15 protein-coding genes are annotated in these 16,561 nt (G+C 70.0%); 8 read left to right on the top strand and 7 right to left on the bottom strand.

Annotation, left to right across the window (positions count from 1 at the left end):
* Positions 1-94: 94 nt before the first annotated feature.
* Positions 95-1,618, bottom strand: a complete 1,524-nt coding sequence (locus AB0M01_RS37340) for an amidohydrolase family protein (protein ID WP_363677331.1) — start codon at positions 1,616-1,618, stop codon at positions 95-97.
* Positions 1,619-1,718: 100 nt separating this feature from the next.
* On the opposite strand from AB0M01_RS37340, the gene miaB reads away from it, so the two are divergent.
* Together miaB and AB0M01_RS37330 are read left to right on the top strand one after the other, a co-directional pair.
* A complete protein-coding gene (miaB, locus tag AB0M01_RS37335) occupies positions 1,719-3,197 on the top strand; it encodes a tRNA (N6-isopentenyl adenosine(37)-C2)-methylthiotransferase MiaB (protein WP_363677329.1) in 1,479 nt (492 codons plus the stop codon).
* On the top strand, positions 3,197-3,856 hold the full coding sequence (locus AB0M01_RS37330) for an aminoglycoside phosphotransferase family protein (RefSeq protein WP_363677328.1): 660 nt from the start codon (positions 3,197-3,199) through the stop codon (positions 3,854-3,856). Before miaB ends, AB0M01_RS37330 begins: the two co-directional genes overlap by 1 nt.
* 44 nt (positions 3,857-3,900) lie before the next feature.
* Here AB0M01_RS37330 and AB0M01_RS37325 read toward each other — a convergent pair whose 3' ends face one another.
* From AB0M01_RS37325 to AB0M01_RS37310, 4 genes are all read right to left on the bottom strand, one after another.
* Positions 3,901-5,709 (bottom strand): LamG-like jellyroll fold domain-containing protein, encoded by a 1,809-nt coding sequence (locus tag AB0M01_RS37325; protein ID WP_363677326.1) that lies wholly within the window; start codon positions 5,707-5,709, stop codon positions 3,901-3,903.
* A 65-nt stretch (positions 5,710-5,774) separates the two neighbouring features.
* Entirely contained in the window at positions 5,775-6,230 is a 456-nt protein-coding gene (locus tag AB0M01_RS37320; RefSeq protein ID WP_363677324.1) for an NUDIX domain-containing protein, read from the bottom strand.
* 197 nt (positions 6,231-6,427) lie between these two features.
* Positions 6,428-6,670, bottom strand: a complete 243-nt coding sequence (locus AB0M01_RS37315; protein ID WP_363677322.1) for an antitoxin — start codon at positions 6,668-6,670, stop codon at positions 6,428-6,430.
* Between the two features lie 88 nt (positions 6,671-6,758).
* A complete protein-coding gene (locus tag AB0M01_RS37310; RefSeq protein WP_363677321.1) occupies positions 6,759-6,956 on the bottom strand; it encodes a hypothetical protein in 198 nt (65 codons plus the stop codon).
* Between the two features lie 140 nt (positions 6,957-7,096).
* Here AB0M01_RS37310 and miaA point away from each other — a divergent pair, with 140 nt between their 5' ends.
* The 4 genes from miaA to ggt all read left to right on the top strand — a co-directional run bounded on the left by miaA (position 7,097) and on the right by ggt (position 11,209).
* On the top strand, positions 7,097-8,071 hold the full coding sequence (gene miaA, locus AB0M01_RS37305) for a tRNA (adenosine(37)-N6)-dimethylallyltransferase MiaA (RefSeq protein ID WP_363677319.1): 975 nt from the start codon (positions 7,097-7,099) through the stop codon (positions 8,069-8,071).
* The gene (locus AB0M01_RS37300) at positions 8,058-8,579 is read left to right on the top strand and encodes a SigE family RNA polymerase sigma factor (protein WP_363677318.1); all 522 of its coding nucleotides are present in this window, start codon (positions 8,058-8,060) and stop codon (positions 8,577-8,579) included. Before miaA ends, AB0M01_RS37300 begins: the two co-directional genes overlap by 14 nt.
* A 1-nt stretch (position 8,580) precedes the next feature.
* A complete protein-coding gene (locus tag AB0M01_RS37295) occupies positions 8,581-9,279 on the top strand; it encodes a hypothetical protein (RefSeq protein WP_363677317.1) in 699 nt (232 codons plus the stop codon).
* Positions 9,280-9,358: 79 nt separating this feature from the next.
* Positions 9,359-11,209, top strand: coding sequence for a gamma-glutamyltransferase (gene ggt / locus AB0M01_RS37290; RefSeq protein WP_363677316.1), 1,851 nt, complete (start codon positions 9,359-9,361; stop codon positions 11,207-11,209).
* Here ggt and AB0M01_RS37285 read toward each other — a convergent pair.
* A complete protein-coding gene (locus AB0M01_RS37285) occupies positions 11,206-11,457 on the bottom strand; it encodes a hypothetical protein (protein WP_363677315.1) in 252 nt (83 codons plus the stop codon). The genes ggt and AB0M01_RS37285 overlap by 4 nt on opposite strands.
* 22 nt (positions 11,458-11,479) lie before the next feature.
* On the opposite strand from AB0M01_RS37285, the gene dapF reads away from it, so the two are divergent.
* Together dapF and hflX are read left to right on the top strand one after the other, a co-directional pair.
* Entirely contained in the window at positions 11,480-12,319 is an 840-nt protein-coding gene (dapF, locus tag AB0M01_RS37280; RefSeq protein ID WP_363677314.1) for a diaminopimelate epimerase, read from the top strand.
* Positions 12,320-12,402: 83 nt separating this feature from the next.
* Positions 12,403-13,893: a GTPase HflX gene (gene hflX / locus AB0M01_RS37275; RefSeq protein ID WP_363677313.1), complete on the top strand. Its 1,491-nt coding sequence runs from the start codon at positions 12,403-12,405 to the stop codon at positions 13,891-13,893.
* A gap of 59 nt (positions 13,894-13,952) precedes the next feature.
* Here hflX and AB0M01_RS37270 read toward each other — a convergent pair whose 3' ends face one another.
* Positions 13,953-16,328, bottom strand: a complete 2,376-nt coding sequence (locus AB0M01_RS37270; protein ID WP_363677312.1) for an immune inhibitor A domain-containing protein — start codon at positions 16,326-16,328, stop codon at positions 13,953-13,955.
* Positions 16,329-16,561 lie beyond the last annotated feature (233 nt).

Raw genomic sequence — 16,561 nt, 5'->3', positions numbered from 1 at the left:
GCGGGGGTTGCCTCGCACGGCCACGGGATTCCGCGGAGGTAACGATCTGCGACGGCTGCTACCAGAAGTGAGAGCGGAACTACCAATTGTAGTTTCAGGCACCGCAACAGCCGCCGGCCGCCAGGGCCGGGCCCGCGGGCGGTCGCGCGACGGCGGCCTCGACATCGGCGAGCATTCGCCGCCGGGCCTGCGGTGAGATCACCCGGCCGCGCGTGACGACCGTGTGGATCCGCCGCGTGTTGCGGATGTCGAGCAGCGGATCGGCGTCCAGTACGACGAGATCGGCGATCTTGCGCGGGGCGACCGAGCCGAGGTCGTCGCTCATCCCGAGGAACCGGGCCGGCTCGACGGTCGCGGCGTGCAGCGCCTGGCGCGGGGTGGCTCCGGCGCCGACCAGCAGCTCCAGCTCGTGGTGCAGCGCGAAGCCGGGCACCATCCACGGCGTACCGGTGTCGGTCCCGGCCAGGATCGGTACGTCGCGGTCGAGCAGCTCGCGCACGAAGCGTTGGCGGTAGGCCCACATCCGGCGCTGCCGGGCGACCTCCTCGGGCGGGCGGTTCGCGGAGTACAGGTTGGCCAGGACGTACTCGTAGGTGCCGATCGAGTCGGCGCTCAGGTATTTGCTGGTCGCGGGGTCGAGGCCGGTGTAGTCGGGCATGTCGAGCACGTTGTGCATCGTCAGGGTCGGCGTGACGCGGGTCCTGTTGCGGCGCAGCAGCCCGAACACGTCGTCGGCGCGGGAACTGCTGAACGAGTTGGCGGCGATCCACTCGATCGGGTGCACCTGGCGGAACCAGCTGTTGTAGTCGCCGGTCTCGATCGTGATCGCGCGCTGCATCCGGCGTACTTCGGTCTCCCGGCTCGACACCGACAGCGCGAGCGCGTGGATGTGCTCGATGCTGCGCTGGCCGCGGGTGCTGACCTCCTGCACCGAGACCTGGTCGGGACCGTGCCCGTGCACGGTCAGGCCCTGCCGGCGCGCCTCGTCGAGGATCGCCCGGTACGCCGTGGGCCCGAGCCGCGAGTACACCTTCACGAAGTCGGCGCCCTCGGCCTTGACCTGCCGTACGGCGGCCCGCGCGGACGCCTCGTCGTTCACCACCAGGACGTGCAGCAGGTTCGGGTCCCACAGCGTCGGGTCGCCGTCGATGATCTGGCTGGCCACGACCATCCGCGGGCCGAGCAGCGTCCCGGCGTCGATCCGGTCGCGCCAGTCGTACAGCATCGGGTCGGGCGCGGCCATCTCGCGGATCGTGGTCAGGCCGTTGGCCAGGTAGAGCGGCGGCGAGACGTGCTCGTCGCCGAGGCTGTGCACGTGCATGTCGGCCAGGCCGGGGATGACGAACTTCCCGGTCAGGTCGAGCTCGGTGGCGCCGCGCGGGACCGGCAGGTCGCGGCCGACGGCGATGATCCGGTCGCCGCTGATCAGCACGGTCTGGCGCTTGGCGCGGTGGCCGGTGGCGACGTCGATCACCGTGACGCCGGTGAGCGCGGTGATCCGGTTGGTCCCGACCGTCGCCAGCGCGGCGACGGGGGAGGAGGCGAAGGTGCCGCCCGCGACGACGGCGGCACCGGCGACGGCGGAACGGGCGAGGAACTGACGGCGAGAACTGTTCATGGCTTCAACTGTGGCGTCGCGGCCGGTTCCGGTCAGGGGTGCGAAGGGCCCGACCCAGGTAGGGAAAACTCCACCTCGCGACGTACTCTTGGTGGCTGTTATGCGTACTTACGAGGTCCGCACCTACGGGTGTCAAATGAACGTCCACGACTCCGAGCGCCTGCGCGGGCTGCTGGAGGACGCGGGCTACGTCCGTGCGCCCGAGGGCGACCAGGCCGACGTCGTCGTCTTCAACACCTGCGCGGTCCGCGAGAACGCCGACAACAAGCTGTACGGCAACCTCGGCCACCTGGCGCCGGTGAAGGCCAAGAAGCCCGGCATGCAGATCGCGGTCGGTGGCTGCCTGGCGCAGAAGGACAAGGCGACCATCACCAAGAAGGCGCCCTGGGTCGACGTCGTGTTCGGTACCCACAACATCGGCTCGCTGCCGGTGCTGCTGGAGCGGGCCCGGATCGCCGAGGAGTCCCAGGTCGAGATCCTGGAGTCGCTCGACGTCTTCCCGTCGACGCTGCCGACGCGGCGCGAGTCGCCGTACTCGGCCTGGGTGTCGGTGAGCGTCGGCTGCAACAACACCTGCACGTTCTGCATCGTGCCGGCGCTGCGCGGCCGCGAGAAGGACCGCCGTCCCGGTGACGTGCTGGCCGAGGTCGAGGCGCTGGTCGCCGAGGGCGTGCTCGAGGTGACGCTGCTCGGCCAGAACGTGAATTCGTACGGCGTGGAGTTCGGCGACCGGTACGCGTTCTCCAAGCTGCTCCGCGCCTGCGGCGCGATCGACGGGCTGGAGCGGGTCCGCTTCACCTCGCCGCACCCGCGGGACTTCACCGCGGACGTGATCGAGGCGATGGCCGAGACGCCGAACGTGATGCACTCGCTGCACATGCCGCTGCAGTCGGGGTCGGACCAGATCCTGAAGACGATGCGGCGCTCGTACCGGCGCGACCGGTACCTCAAGATCATCGAGGACGTCCGCGCGGCGATGCCGGACGCGGCGATCACCACCGACATCATCGTCGGCTTCCCCGGTGAGACCGAGGAGGACTTCCAGGGCACCCTCGACGTAGTCCGGCAGGCGCGCTTCGCCGGCGCGTTCACCTTCCAGTACTCCAAGCGTCCCGGGACGCCGGCGGAGTCGATGGAGGACCAGGTCCCGCGCGAGGTCGTCCAGGAGCGCTACGAGCGCCTGGTCGCGCTGCAGGACGAGATGGCCTGGTCGGAGAACAAGGCGCTGGTCGGCAAGTCGCTCGAGGTCCTGGTCGCGGAGGGCGAGGGCCGCAAGGACGCCACCACGCACCGCTTGTCCGGGCGCGCCCGCGACAACCGGCTCGTCCACTTCGCGCTCCCGGAAGGCGTCGAGGCGCCGCGACCGGGTGACATGGCAACGGTCGAGGTCACCTACGGCGCGCCGCACCACCTGGTCGCCGACGTCTTCGGCTCCGTACGCCGTACGCGGGCTGGTGACGCCTGGGAGAAGTTGCAGGACGCCCCGCCGACCGCAAGCCCGGGCGTGATGCTCGGCCTGCCCACCATCGGCAAGCCGGCCCCGCTGGAGCCGGTGGTCGGCGGCTGCCAGGTCAACTGATGCTCGACCCGGAGGCGGAACCGTTCGCTTCCGGGCGGGACGCCGACGTCTACTTCCTGGACGACCAGTGGGTCCTGCGCAGGTACCGCGACGGGCACCCGGTGCGGGACGAGGCCGACTTCATGCGGTGGGTGGGCAAGCACGGCTACCCGGTCCCCGCGGTCGCGCGGGTCGACGGGGCCGACATGGTGATCGAGCGGCTGGACGGTCCGACGCTGGCTGACGCCGCGCGGGCCGGGCAGCTGGGCCCGGTCGAGTTGGGGGAGCTGCACGCCGAACTGCACCGGCGGCTGCAGGCGATCCCCGCGCCGAGCGGGACCGCCGGGAACGTGGTGATGCACGGCGACCTGCATCCGGAGAACGTGATGCTGACCGCCGACGGACCGGTGGTGATCGACTGGCGTAACGCCACCGAAGGGCCGGCCGAGTTCGACGTGGCGATGACGGCGATCATCTTCGCCCAGGTCGCGCTCGACCCGGCGTACGCCGAGCTCTCGCCGTTGCTGCGGGAGGCGCTGGGCAGCTACCTGGCGAGCTCGATCGACCCGCGGCCGCAGCTGCCGGCCGCGCTCGCGTCGCGAGGGCGGAACGTGACGCTGACCGGGGACGAGCTGGCCCTGCTGCCTGACCAGGACCAGCTCATCCGCTCGATGCTCTGAGCAACTACCTGCTCAGCCGCTCAGTGCCTCGAGCAACCACCCGCTCAGGTGTTCAGGAAGTTCTCCGGCTGCAGCGGGCGGTCGACGATGCGGAGCTCGCCGAGGTGCCCGGCGAAGGCCTGCTCGATCGTGTTGGCGTAGTGGTTGGCGCCGACCAGCCACGGGCGGTTCGCGGTGGCGAGACCGTTCGAGCGGGTCGACGGGTTGCGCAGCAGCTCCGACGAGTCGACGTACAGGGTGGTGTGGCGGCCGTCGTTGACCACCGCGAGGTGGAACCACTCGCCGGCGCGCTGCTCGTGGCCCCAGTTGGTGAAGGTGTCGTTCCGGTCGAGCGGGTAGACCGCCCACTGGGCCTGGCGGCCGCCGGAGAACGCGAGGTTGACGACCGGCTCGGACGGGTCACTGCCGGTCTTGCCCGCGTCCGCGCCGGTGCCCATCCGGCTGAGCAGGCCCATCCAGGAGTGGTCGGCGCCGTCGTCGGTGAGCTTCACGAACGCCTCGATCGTGTAGCCGTCGCGGAAGGTGAGCTTGTTCAGCGGTGCGTCGGCCGCGGTCGTCAGGTACCCGCCGCGGGCCGGCTTCTTGCCGCCGGCAAACACCCAGCTGGCGTGCCCGGGCTGCTCGGGGTGGAACTCGGTCGAGGCGGTCAGCCCGCCACCGCCTTGCAGGTACGCCGTGGTCAGGTGGTTCCCGCGGCCCGAGTGGTCGACGACCCGCGACGCGACCGGCCCGTCGAAGCGCCAGTACGCGACCGTCCCCGGGATCACCAGCTTCGCCGCCGGCCGCGCCGGCCGCACCGGCACCGGCGCGAACCCGCTGAACCGCTCGGCGAAGTCGATCGGCACGCTGAACCGGTTGGTGTCGTCGGTGAGCTCGATCTCGCCCTCGGCGAGCAGGCTCCGCCGGGCCGGGTTCTGGCCGAGGATCCACGGCGAGATCGTCTCGACGTCGATCACGTTCCGGGCCAGGTCGAAGTGGTACAGCCGGATCATGCCGCTGCCGCCGTAGTACCGGTCCTGATAGTTGGTGATGTGCAGGTGCACGTCGTGGCCGGCGGCGTTCTGCTTCACCACCCGGCCGGACGGCCAGTAGTGGCCGTTCAGGGTGAGGAAGATCTGGTCGTTGCCGTCGACAAGCTGTTCCCAGACCCGCTGGCCGTGGTCGGACAGGTGCGCGACCGGGTCGCCCGCGTCGGCGTACACGAGGTCGTGGGTGGTCAGGATGACGGGCAGCCGCGGGTGTGCCGCGATCACTTGCCGGGCCCAGGCGAAGCCGGCGTCGGACGGGCGCCAGTCCATCGCGAGCAGCAGCCACTGCCGACCGGCCGCGCGGAAGACGTGGTACGAGTTGTAGCCGTCGGGCGTCGAGCCGCCGTACGTGCTCATCCGGCGGAAGCGCTGCGGCCCGAAGACGTGCAGGTACGCCGAGTCGCCGCGCTGGTCGTCCTTGGAGGCGTCGATGTCGTGGTTGCCCGCGAGCACGCTGTACGGCACGCGGGCGCGGTCGAGGATCCCGAAGACCGGGTCGGCCTGGGCGAACTCCGAGGCCTGCGCGTTCTCGACCACGTCGCCGAGGTGCGCGGTGAAGGCCAGGTTCTCGGCGCCCCGGTTGTCGATCAGGTACTCGAAGCTCGCGGCCAGCGGTGCGCCGTCGCCCCGGTCGAGATCGAACAGGTACTGCGTGTCCGGTACGACGGCCAGCGTGAACCGCAGGTCCTCGGTGTCGGGCTTGCCGCCGCTGGTGCTCGCGGCCGCGGGAGCAGCCGAAGCCACCCCGGGAATCACCGCGGCGCCGGCGCCGAGCGCCCCCGCCTGCAGCAGCCGCCGCCGGGTCGTGCCGTCCTGCTGTTCCATCGAAGCCTCCACGAACGTCGCTGACAACGCAGGAACTGTAGAGGTGGATCGGTGAACAGCAGGCGTCAGTCGGTGAAGCCCTGGGCGATCACCGGGGGGAGATTGCCCTTGCGGACGCCTTCCAGCACCCGCGCCTCGTGCGGCACGACCGGGTCGGGCAGTTGGTCGAGCGGGTACCACGCGAGCCCGTCGGCCTTGCCCGGCTCCATCGAGCGCGGTTCGCCGGTCCAGCGCGTGGTGGTGAAGAAGAAGTCGACCCGCTCGTCGATCCACTCGCCGTTGCCGCCGGTGCGGTGCATCGCGGTCAGCGGGACGAGGTCCTCGGGCGCGATCTCGACCCCGACCTCCTCCAGTACTTCGCGCCGCGCCGCCGCGAGCACCGATTCGCCCTGCTCGACATGCCCGGCGGGGACTGCCCAGAACCCGTCCATGTAGCCGGTGTTGGCCCGCAGCAACATCAGCACCTCGTCGCCCCGCCGCAGGACCACGTACGCCGCCGGAACCACCCTGAATCGCTCCACGCCCGAAACCCTAGACGCCGCTGGGGACATCGCTCCTGGTGGGAGGAGGAGAGGACAGGTGGGAGAGGAGGAGACGAGGTGGGAGGGGAGGAGAAGAGGTGGGAGGGCAAGAGGGGGTGGGGAGGAGGAGAGGTGGGGACAGGCAAACGAAAGGGCCGCGGGGGAGACCCCGCGGCCCTTCGTCGTACGCCGGAGAATCAGGCCGGGTTCGGCTTGTTCTCGATGTCGTCGTCCTGCCCGTCCAGACCGTCGAGACGGTCCTTGGCGACGTCGACGCCCTGGTCGATCTTGTCGCCGTACTTGCCACCGGTCTTCTCGTCAACGAAGTCGCCGGCCTTGTCGAGTCCGTCGCCGACCTTGTCGCCGTGCTGGTCGACCAGGTCGGTGGCCTTGTCCTTGAGGTCCTCGGCCTTGCCCTTGAACTTGTCGAAGATGCCCATCTTGGGGTTCCCGTTCTTGCGTAGTGAACTGCTTACAGACAGCTAGCGGGATCTTCCCACCTGAACGGCCCAGGATGTGGGAGGTTGTTCAGTTTCCCCCGCCGCTTTCGACGTCGCCACCACTCTCGACGTCCCCACCGCTCTCCACGTCCCCGCCGGACTCGCCCTTCCCGCCGCGCTCGACGTCACCGCCGCTCTTCAGCTCCACGTCGCCCCCGCTCAGCTGCGGGCCCTTCTCGACGGCGTCCTTGGCGGCAGCGGTCTCTTCCTCGAACTGACTGGTCACTGCGGGTTCCTCCCCGGGTCGTGGTGATTGCTCTCCGTTCCTACCTCCAGGCGCGGTTCTCCACAACCCCCACCCGTCGCTCTTGTCCCAACGTTCACGCCTTCCGTCACGGAGGTGGCTCGGACTGTCACACTGGACCGATGCCCGCACCACTCGTCGTCGCCGTCGTCGGTCCCACCGCGGCCGGCAAGTCCGACCTGTCCGTTGCTCTGTGCAAGCACCTGGGCGGTGAGGTGGTGAACGCCGACGCCTACCAGGTCTACCGCGGGATGGACATCGGTACGGCGAAGGTCACCGCGGCCGAGCGGGCCGGCGTACCGCACCACCTGCTCGACATCCTCGACATCACCCAGACCGCGACGGTGGCGGAGTTCCAGCAGCTCGCGCGAGCGGCGATCGACGACTGTCTGCGCCGTCAGGTGCTGCCGGTGCTGGCCGGCGGTTCGGCGCTGTACGTCCGGGCGATCCTCGACGTGTTCGAGTTCCCCGGGACGGATCCGGAGGTGCGCGACCGGCTGGAGCACGAGCTCGCCGAGCACGGCTCCGGCGTACTGCACCAGCGGTTGGCCGAGCTCGACCCGGCGGCGGCCGGGCAGATCCTGCCCAGCAACGGCCGCCGGATCGTGCGCGCCCTGGAGGTCATCCACATCACCGGCAAGCCGTACGCCGCGACGCTGCCCGAGCACACCTCCATCTACCCGGGCTCCGTGCAGCTCGGGCTCGACGTACCGCGCCCGGTCCTCGACGAGCGGATCGGCCGCCGCGTGGACCGGATGTTCGAGCAGGGCTTCGTCGACGAGGTCCGCGGGCTGCTCGACCAAGGACTGCTCGACGGCCGGACGGCGAACCGCGCGCTCGGCTACCCGCAGGTCGTTGCCCTGCTCCGCGGCGAGATCTCCGAGGCCGAGGCCCGCGAGCAGACCGCGCAGCAGACCCGGCGCTTCGCGCGCCGCCAGGACTCCTGGTTCCGCAAGGACCCCCGGATCACCTGGTTGCCGTACGACGCACCCGACCTGGTCGATCGGGCGATTCAGGTCCTCGAAGGCAACCAAAAGGGCAGCGGGAACGTAGGGACAGTGGAAGAAAGCCTGGGGGCTGTCGATGCGAGGGGGTGACCGTGAGGCCGAGTTCCGCGAGTACGTGCTCGCGGACCGCACCAGACTGCTGAGAACGGCGATGCTGCTCACCGCGGGGGACGTGCACACCGCCGAGGACCTGGTCCAGACCGCCTGCACGCGGGTCTACGTGCACTGGCACCGGATCCGGCACGAAGGTGCCGGGCCGTACGCGCACCGGATCCTGGTGAACGCCTTCCTCGACGAGCGGCGCCGCGCCGGCCGGCACCCCGAGCTGGTGACGGCGGACCCGCTGGAACCGCGGGAGCCCGACGTCACCGACCATGCCGACCTGATGGCGGTCCGGAGCGCCCTGCTGGACCTGGCACCGCGGCAGCGCGCGGTCCTGGTGCTGCGCTACTTCCAGGATCTCGACGTGGCGACCTGCGCGAAGATCCTGGACTGCACCGAGGGCACCGTGAAGAGCCAGACCGCGAAAGCACTGAAAAGACTGAAGGACCTGATGGCCGACGACCAGGCCTCGGGCCCTGCGACCGGGAGTAGTTGACGTGGACGACGTGAAGAGGCTGCTGGAGGAGTTCGCCGACCGAGCGGTCGACGGCCTGCCACCGGCGGACGTGGACGCGGACGTACGCCGCGGGCGCCGGGCGCTGTTCCGGATCCGGGCGCGCCGCCGGGTGACCGGTGTCCTCTGCGTGGCGGCGGCGACCACCGCCGTCCTGGCCGTCGGCAACCAGGTGAAGTGGTGGGGCGGTGGCGAGGCGGAGGTCGCCACCGACGCGACGGCCCCGGCGCAGACCCAGCCGCAGCAGCCGGCGACCGCCGGTTCGGCGACGCCCTCGGCCGCGGACAGCGACGAGACGATGTCGACGTACTCCGCGGCCGTCGTCGAGCTGGTCGGCAACGCCAAGCCCTGGAACGCGATCGGCTGCACGCTGACCCCGGCGGGCTGGACGGCCGCACCGCAGGCCGCGGCCAAGCGCGTCGTACTGACCCCGCCGAGCGCGCGGACCGCCGACACCGCGATGCAGCTGGAGCTGTTCGCGGCGGCCGAGCCGCAGCCGCTGAGCGGGATCCGCGCGGTCGAGACCGGCGGCAAGGTCTTCCACGTCGGCAGCACCGGCGGCCGCGAGGTCGGTCAGGTCCGGCTCGGAGAGAGCTGGCTGGTCGCCAAGCTGCCGATCGAGCACCAGGACTGGAACGACGACCTGGTCCGCCGATTCCTGGACTCCTGCACGGTTTCCTGACGCGCCAGAACTGGCGCAGCACTCTGCGTTCGGGTAGGCAGGGCCTGTCCCTGTACGCCGAACCCTGCGGAGGACCCCGGTGACACCGAAGAAACTGGCCGCGTCGCTGACCGCGGGAGCGCTCGTCCTGACCGGCCTCACCGCCGGCGGCGTCCCCGCCCAGGCGAGCCCCACCGCCCAGAACCAGCACCACGCGCCGAAACCGCCTGTGAAGAACGCGACCGCGATCGGCTTCGGCGGCGCCGTCGCCTCGGTCGACCCCGAGGCCACCAACGTCGGCATCGGCGTCCTGCGCCGTGGCGGCAACGCCGTCGACGCGGCCGTCGCGACCGCCGCCGCGCTCGGCGTCACCGAGCCGTACTCGGCCGGGATCGGCGGTGGCGGCTACTTCGTCTACTACAGCGCCAAGCAGCGCAAGGTGTTCACGATCGACGGCCGCGAGACCGCGCCGGCAGCGATGCCCGGGGACGCGTTCGTGGACAAGGCCACCGGCCAGCCGTACCCGTTCGCGCAGCTCGTCACGTCCGGCGTCTCGGTCGGCGTACCGGGAACGCTGGCGACCTGGGACTCGGCGCTGAAGTCGTGGGGCTCGCTGCCGCTGCGGAAGGCGATCAAGCCCGCCGCCGACCTGGCCGACCGTGGCTTCGTGGTCGACGAGACCTTCCGCAGCCAGACGCTGGACAACAAGGCCCGCTTCGCGCAGGTCGTCCCGACGGCGAAGCTGTTCCTGCCCAACGGTGACGCGCCGCAGGTCGGATCGGTGTTCCGCAACCGGGAGCTGGCCAGGACGTACGACCTGATCGGCCGGGAGGGCCCGTCCGCGTTCTACCGCGGCCCGCTCGCGGCCGAGATCTCGAAGGTGGTGAAGACGCCGCCGAAAGCCGCCGGGGCGACGCTGCCGATGTTCCCCGGCCACCTGACCACGGCCGACCTCGCGAAGTACAAGGTGCTCAAGCAGGACCCGACGAGGGTCAGCTACGACGGCCTCGACGTGTACGGCATGGCGCCGTCCTCGTCCGGCGGTACGACGGTCGGCGAGGCGCTGAACATCCTGGCCCCGAAGAAGCTGTCCAAGCTGTCGACACCGGATGCCCTGCACAACTACCTCGAGGCGTCGGCGCTGGCGTTCGCCGACCGCGGCGCGTACGTCGGCGACCCGAAGTTCGTCGACGTCCCGACCAAGCAGCTGCTCTCGAAGGGCTTCGGCGCCGAGCGCTCCTGCCAGATCGACCCGGCGAAGGCGGCCGTGAAGCCGGTCAAGCCGGGATCGCCCGACGGCTCGTACGCCGCCTGCGCGCCCGGTGTCAGCAAGGCCGAGCGCCCCGACACCGAGGGCCTGTCGACCACGCACCTGGTCGCCTCCGACAAGTGGGGCAACGTCGTGTCGTACACGCTGACCATCGAGCAGACCGGTGGCTCCGGCATCACCGTCCCCGGCCGCGGCTTCCTGCTCAACAACGAGCTGACCGACTTCAGCGCCCTCCCGGACCCGGCCGACCCGAACCGGATCGAGGCCAACAAGCGGCCGCGCTCGTCGATGTCGCCGACCATCGTGCTCAAGCACGGCAAGCCGTTCCTGGCGCTCGGTTCGCCGGGTGGTTCGACGATCATCACCACGGTTCTGCAGACGCTGACCAACCGGCTCGACCGCGGCATGACGCTGCCGGAAGCGGTCGCCGCACCGCGGGCCTCGCAGCGCAATACCGCGACCGTGACCGCGGAGCCCGCGTTCATCGACGCCTACGAGGACCAGCTCACGCCGTACGGGCACAAGCTGGTGCTCGCCGGTGACGCGCTCACCTCGGCCGCCGAGATCGGCGCGGTCGCGGCACTGGAGTTCCTCCCCGGCGGCGGCTACCTGGCCGCAGCCGAACCGAAACGCCGCGGCGGCGGATCAGCGGCGACGGTCCACCAGCTCTGGCCCCGCTAACCCTTCTTCAACCGCTTCGGTGCCGTAGGCAACGGCGGTGGCTCCGGAGCCGGCTGCTCGTCGGCCGGCTCCAGCCACCCGTCGTACGCCTCGACGACGGCGAGGTCCGCGGGACCCGGCAGGAGCACCAGCCAGGGGTGGTCCTCGTCGTCGTCCTCGCCGTGGAAGCGCCCGCGCCGCAGCTCCCCACCCAGCTGCGAGGCGACCGCCGCGGCGTCCTCGCGCTCCCAGAAGTACGCGATCTCCATGGGACAACCGTACGATCTGCGTATGAGCACTTTTCCCTGGCTGAAGGGTCACGGCACCGAGAACGACTTCGTGCTGCTGCCGGACCCGGACGGCTCGGTGCACGGGGACCTGGAGCCGGAGCTGGTCCGGTTCCTCTGCGACCGGTACGCCGGGATCGGCGCCGACGGCGTGCTGCGGGTGATCGAGGGCTCCAAGCAGTCGTACGTCGAGGACGGCGGCGAGTGGTTCATGGACTACCGCAACGCTGACGGCTCGACCGCGGAGATGTGCGGCAACGGGATCCGGGTCTTCGTCCGGTATCTGGTCGACGAGGGCCTGACGGCGGGCAAACCGGTCCGGATCGGTACCCGCGCGGGAGTCAAGGAGGTCGTCGTCCACGACGACGGCACGATCACTGCCGACCTGGGTGAGCCGGTCGTCGGACCGGCCGGCGTCGTCGTCGAGGCGAACGGGCACCAGTGGCCGGCCGTCGCCGTCGACATGGGCAACCCGCACGCGGTCGCGTTCGTCGACGACCTGCGCGAGCCGGGGCACCTGGTCGACCAGCCCGCCTGGTCGCCGGAAGAGGCTTTCCCGGCCGGCGTGAACGTCGAGTTCGTGGTCCGCCGGGGCCCGTACGACGTCCAGATGCGTGTCCACGAGCGCGGCGCGGGGGAGACCCGCTCCTGCGGGACCGGGACCTGCGCGGTCACCGTGGCCGCCACGCTGGCGGCAAGGCAGCAGCGGCCGGTCACGTACCGGGTCGGCGTACCGGGTGGTGAGGTGGCGGTGACGTGGCGTGCCGACAACCACCTGGAGCTGCGGGGACCGGCCGTCGTGCACGCCCGCGGTGAGTTCGACCGGGGCTGGCTTCCTGCCTGAACGGGAATTCACCGGGTGACGGGGTCGTTGAGAGTAGTAATCGGGTCGCCCGTACGGGTGAGCCGTGCCACGATGGAAGGTATATGACGACCCATTCGAACGCATACGAAGAGATCAACGACGTCGACCTCGACCTGAGCCAGGACGACGTGCTCGACGACGAGGAGACTTCGTCGACGGGTTACGACGACGAGGGCCCGGGCCTGGACGGCCTGGAGCTCGAGGAACGCCACTCGCTGCGGCGCGTGGTCGGGATGTCGACCGAGCTGACCGACATCAGCGAGGTCGAGTACCGCAAGCTGCTGCTGGAGCGCGTGCTGCTGGTCGGCGTGTGGACCGAGGGCAGCGCCGAGGACGCCGACAACTCGCTGGCCGAGCTGAAGCTGCTCGCCGAGACCGCCGGCTCCGAGGTGCTCGACGGCGTGATCCAGCGCCGCAAGAAGCCCGACCCGGCGACGTTCATCGGCTCCGGCAAGGTGGCCGACCTGCGCAACCTGGTCGCCGCGCTCGGCGCCGACACGGTGATCGCCGACGGTGAGCTGGCTCCCGCGCAGCTGCGCAACCTGGAGGACCGGCTCAAGGTCAAGGTGGTCGACCGGACCGCGCTGATCCTGGACATCTTCGCGCAGCACGCGAAGAGCAAGGAAGGCAAGGCCCAGGTCGAGCTGGCCCAGCTGCAGTACATGAAGCAGCGCCTGCGTGGTTGGGGTGGCAACCTGTCCCGCCAGGCCGGTGGCCGGGTCGGTGCGGCCGGTGGCGGTATTGGTGGTCGTGGTCCGGGTGAGACCAAGATCGAGACCGACCGGCGCCGGATCAACACCAAGATCTCCAAGCTCCGCCGCGAGCTGAAGGAGATGAAGGGCACCCGCTCGACGATGCGTCAGGAGCGCCGCCGGCACTCGGTGCCGTCGGTGGCGATCGCCGGCTACACCAACGCCGGCAAGTCCTCGCTGCTGAACGCGATCACCGGCGCCGGTGTCCTGGTCGAGAACGCGCTGTTCGCGACCCTGGACCCGACCACGCGCCGTACGACGACCTCCGACGGCCGGGTCTACACGTTCACCGACACCGTCGGGTTCGTCCGGCACCTGCCGCACGACATCGTCGAGGCGTTCCGCTCGACGCTGGAGGAGGTCGCCGACGCCGACCTGCTGCTGCACGTGGTCGACGGGTCGCACCCCGACCCGGTGGCCCAGATCCAGGCCGTCCGCGAGGTGCTCGCGGAGATCGGGGCGGTCGACGTCCCGGAGATCATCGTGATCAACAAGGGCGACCTGGCCGACCCGCTGGCGCTGGCCCCGATCCTGCACCGGGAGACCGGTGCGCTCGTGGTCTCGGCCCGGACCGGCGAGGGCATCGACAAGCTGAAGGCGCTGGTCGAGGCGTCGCTGCCGCAGCCGCACATCACCGTCGACGCGCTGCTCCCGTACGACCGGGGCGACCTGGTCTCCCGGGTGCACTCCGAGGGAGCTGTCGACACCCTCGAGCACACCGGCGACGGGACCAGGCTGACCGCGCGGGTGCACCCGCAGCTCGCGGGCGAGCTGGCGCCGTACCAGGTCGCGTCGATCTAAGCAGGGACAAACGGAAGGGCCCCCGGGTTTCCCCGGGGGCCCTTCGTGGTTTCAGCGCATCAGTTGCGCGCCGACACCTTGACCTTCATCGTCGTCCCGGTCCGCGACACCACGGTGATGTTCACCTTGTTGTTCGGCACCTTGACACTGTTCTGCGGCTGCGCCGCGTCCCAGTAGGACTTGCTGTCGTTGAACGTCTTCACGCCGTCCTGGCCGCGGATGTAGCTCGGCGAGCCGTTCACGTGCAGCGTGAACGAGTCCGCCTTCTCCAGCCCGAACGGCGCGTCGTAGCCGCCGATCCGCGGACGCCAGATCTGACCGTCGAGACGGTTGATCGGGGCCGGGTGCGAGTCGATCGGCAGGATCAGGCCCTCGCCCGGGTGCTGGTTGGTGTTGTTGTCGCCCTGCGAGGCGTCCCAGTACGAGATCAGCAGGCCGTCCTGGTACGGGAAGTGCTCCACCTTGTCGGGCAGCGCGGCACCGAACCCGAAGTTGTACGGGCCGGTCTTGAGGTGCGCGTCGTACGACACGTAGTTCAGGTGCGACGCCAGGTAGTAGTTGTCGTACAGCGTCGTGATGGTCGAACCGACCGAGCTGAAGCCGTTCAGCGTCCAGCCCTCCGGCGAGGCCTCGGCACCCGAGTCGAGCACCGTGGTGGCGCCGTTGGTCACCTTGATCTCGTCGGCGAAGAAGCCGTAGCCACCGGTGTTGGCGTCGGTGGTGTAGCGGAACTGCAGGCCGACCGTCTTACCGGCGTAGGCCGACAGGTCGAAGGTGGCCGGAACCCAGCCGCCGCTCTCGCCGTCGATGCCGTTGCCCTCGGCCGCCTTGGTGATGTTGCCGGCGATCGGCTTGTAGCCGGTGCCGTCGTTGACCTCGACGTAGGCGTAGTCGCACGCCGTGGTGTCGCAGTCCTCGATCTGCCAGTTCGCCTTGAAGGTCAGCGAGGTGCTGCCGGCCGGGATCGCGATCTGGCGGTTCATGGTGTGGGTGAACTCGTCGCCCTCACCGCTCCACCACGACTTGCTGCCCGCCGTCGGCGGCTGCAGCGGCGTGGTGACCGACTTCTTCGGCAGCGTGACGACCAGCCCCTGGGCCTTGGCCGAGTTGTACTCGTGCGGGCCGAGGTCGACGGTCTTGTTCTGGCCGGCCTTCACGATCTCGTAGTCCAGCCAGCCCAGCTGCAGCTTCTCCCAGGCGCCGAAGTCGGCCGCCTGCTCGCCGATGCCGCCGTCGCTCGGCTTGCCGACCCGGCTCTGGGCCATGATCGACCACCAGTTGACGCCGTTCTCGACCGCCGCACCGGAGGTGTCGTACAGGTCCGGCAGACCGAGGTCGTGACCGTACTCGTGGGCGAAGACGCTGATCCCGCCGTTCTCCGGCTGGATCGTGTAGTCGCCGACCCACAGGCCGGTGTCGCCGACCTGCGCGCCGCCGGCCGGGTTGTTGGCCGGGCCGCCGTTGACGCCGACGTACCAGCGGTGCGACCAGATCGCGTCCTCACCCTGGTGCGGGTCACCGTCGGCCTGGTCGCCGCCGGAGTGGACGATCTGGAAGTGGTCGATGTAGCCGTCGGGCTCGTTGAAGTTGCCGTCACCGTCGAAGTCGTAACGGTCCCACTGGTCGAACGTCGCCAGGTCGGCCTTGATCTGGGCCGTGGTCCGGCCGGCCGCCTTCTGGTCGACGACCCACTGGTTGACGGCGTCCTGGACCAGCGCCCAGGTGTTGTTGCAGACGTTGCCGGTGCACGGGTAGCCGTTCGAGCGGCCGTAGCGCGCCTCGTTGTACTTGACCTTGACCCAGTCGGTGACCGTGCCGGACACCGAGTAGCGGCCCGAGGACTGCTTCTCGTAGTACTTCTTCACCGAGTTGCCGGAGCCGAAGTACATGTCCTGGAAGTGCTTGCGGTTGTAGTCGGGCTGCCAGACGGTCGAGTTGTCGACCGCGCGGTCCGGCTCCGGGATCGCGTTGTGCAGCGGGCCCTCGAACGTCGTCGGACCGGGCACGTTCGCAGCGGTGTCCTGGTCGGGGTAGTTCGGGTGCCGCTCGTTGCCGAACTCGGCGAGCACGACGAAGATCCGGTCGGTCTTCTCCCGGCTCAGCTCGACGTACTGGTCGACCTTGGCCTTGGAGCCCTTGGCCCGCTGACCCTCGATGCCCTTCGCGGCGGCGGTCTTCTTGCCCAGCTTGACGACGGTGCTGGCACCGCGCTTCTCGATCTTGGCAGAGCCGTTCAGCACCTTGGTCAGTGCTTCCTGGCGCAGCTCGCGGCGCTTGTCCTCGAGCGGGCTGGGCAGTTCGTCGGACGTCGCCTGCTCGTTGGCGGTGACGGCCGGGCCCTCCTGGGGCGATGCGGCGGTCCCGGACTGAGCGAAGCTCAGCCCGATCGTCGCCGCCAGGGCCAGGCTGAACAGCCCGGCAGATACTTTGCGCACGATTCCCCTCCTGCGTGTGAAAGGTCCGCTACGCGTGGTTTGTGACATGACGCAGCGTGACCACGTGCTCCCCCGAGCGTGGAACTTCTGCGCGACAGTACGGGGAAAACGGGCGATGCTGAAGTGGTTCTGATCAAATTTCCGGATTCGTGCGGGGAATCCTGCACCTGGGCACCGGGTAATACCACTCAGATCACTGGAGTACGACGACGCAGCGTCGCGGCCCGGTGCCT

Source organism: Kribbella sp. NPDC051770 (genome assembly GCF_040681455.1).
Classification (GTDB): domain Bacteria; phylum Actinomycetota; class Actinomycetes; order Propionibacteriales; family Kribbellaceae; genus Kribbella.
Note: the sequence above shows the minus strand (reverse complement) of the source record. Positions and strands in the feature narration are given on the sequence as shown.